General features: G+C 60.3%; 2 protein-coding genes. Both read right to left on the bottom strand.

Going from position 1 to position 796, the window contains the following annotated elements; all coding sequences use genetic code 11:
• Window positions 1–22 precede the first annotated feature (22 nt).
• A complete protein-coding gene (locus tag ABD211_RS33005) occupies window positions 23–382 on the bottom strand; it encodes a hypothetical protein (protein ID WP_141857620.1) in 360 nt (119 codons plus the stop codon).
• Window positions 383–429: 47 nt separating this feature from the next.
• Window positions 430–747 carry a hypothetical protein gene (locus ABD211_RS33000; RefSeq protein WP_141857621.1) on the bottom strand — a complete coding sequence of 106 codons (318 nt, stop codon included), beginning with the start codon at window positions 745–747 and terminating at the stop codon, window positions 430–432.
• Window positions 748–796 lie beyond the last annotated feature (49 nt).

Genomic DNA, 796 nt, shown 5'->3' with positions numbered 1-796 from the left:
TTTCGAGGGCCGTTCTTGGTTTCTAGCGGTTGTTGATCGGTGTTGACACGTATGCGTCAATCGCGGTGACTTCACCCGATTCCGTGGGTGAGGCCGACTTCCAGACCGCGTACGCGTAGTCGCGTGCGGCGTACAGATCGAGGCGACGATCGCAGGCCTCGCGGTACAGGTCGAGCAGTTGCCAGAACGCCTCCGAGGCGTAGACAGCAGTTGCATCGTTGCTGATCGCAACGACAGGTTCAGCCCGGTTCAGGCTGCTAGCGATGCTCTGGTCCAAGAAGACCAACACCAGTTCGATTTCCACGATTTCGTTGCACTTGGCCACGTACTCGGACCGTGCTTGATTCGCTGTGACGGTTCGGTTGTCCATCGGTTGCGACATGACTACCCCTAGCTGAGCAGTGCACGAATCACGGGATGAGTGGAGAACTACTTCGCAGAACCCGACGCGGCGTTGAGGGTCTTGGCCTTGTACGCGACACCGTTCCGCCCGTTGGTGGCCCACGGCATGGCCTCCAGCTCGACCGGCACGACGACGGAGCCAACGTTGACCTTCGGCATGGCATTGCCCGCCAGAGTCACGTTGATCACCTCGCCGCCCGTCTCGTCGAGCGCCATCACCTGAACCGACCAGAGCAGCTCGTTGGTGTTCCGGTCAGCCTTCTGCCGGCCGTTCTGGTCCTTCTTCTCCTCCACAGCCTTGGTGACCGTGAACGTCTTGCCCGTGGTGTCGATGTTCAGCTTCATGAGGAATCGCCCTTTCTAGGCGTCCGACCCGCTCCCGTTGAGCGAGTGT

The sequence above is a fragment of the Luedemannella flava genome, from assembly GCF_039528515.1.
GTDB lineage: Bacteria > Actinomycetota > Actinomycetes > Mycobacteriales > Micromonosporaceae > Luedemannella > Luedemannella flava.
The sequence above is the reverse complement of the archived record's forward strand: the minus strand, read 5'-3'. Positions and strand labels throughout refer to the sequence as shown.

What these genes read in the sequence shown, in the direction of transcription:
- ABD211_RS33000 (WP_141857621.1), bottom strand. Translation starts at nt 747, where the DNA reads ATGAAGCTGAACATCGACACCACGGGCAAGACGTTCACGGTCACCAAG.
- ABD211_RS33005 (WP_141857620.1), bottom strand. Translation starts at nt 382, where the DNA reads ATGTCGCAACCGATGGACAACCGAACCGTCACAGCGAATCAAGCACGG.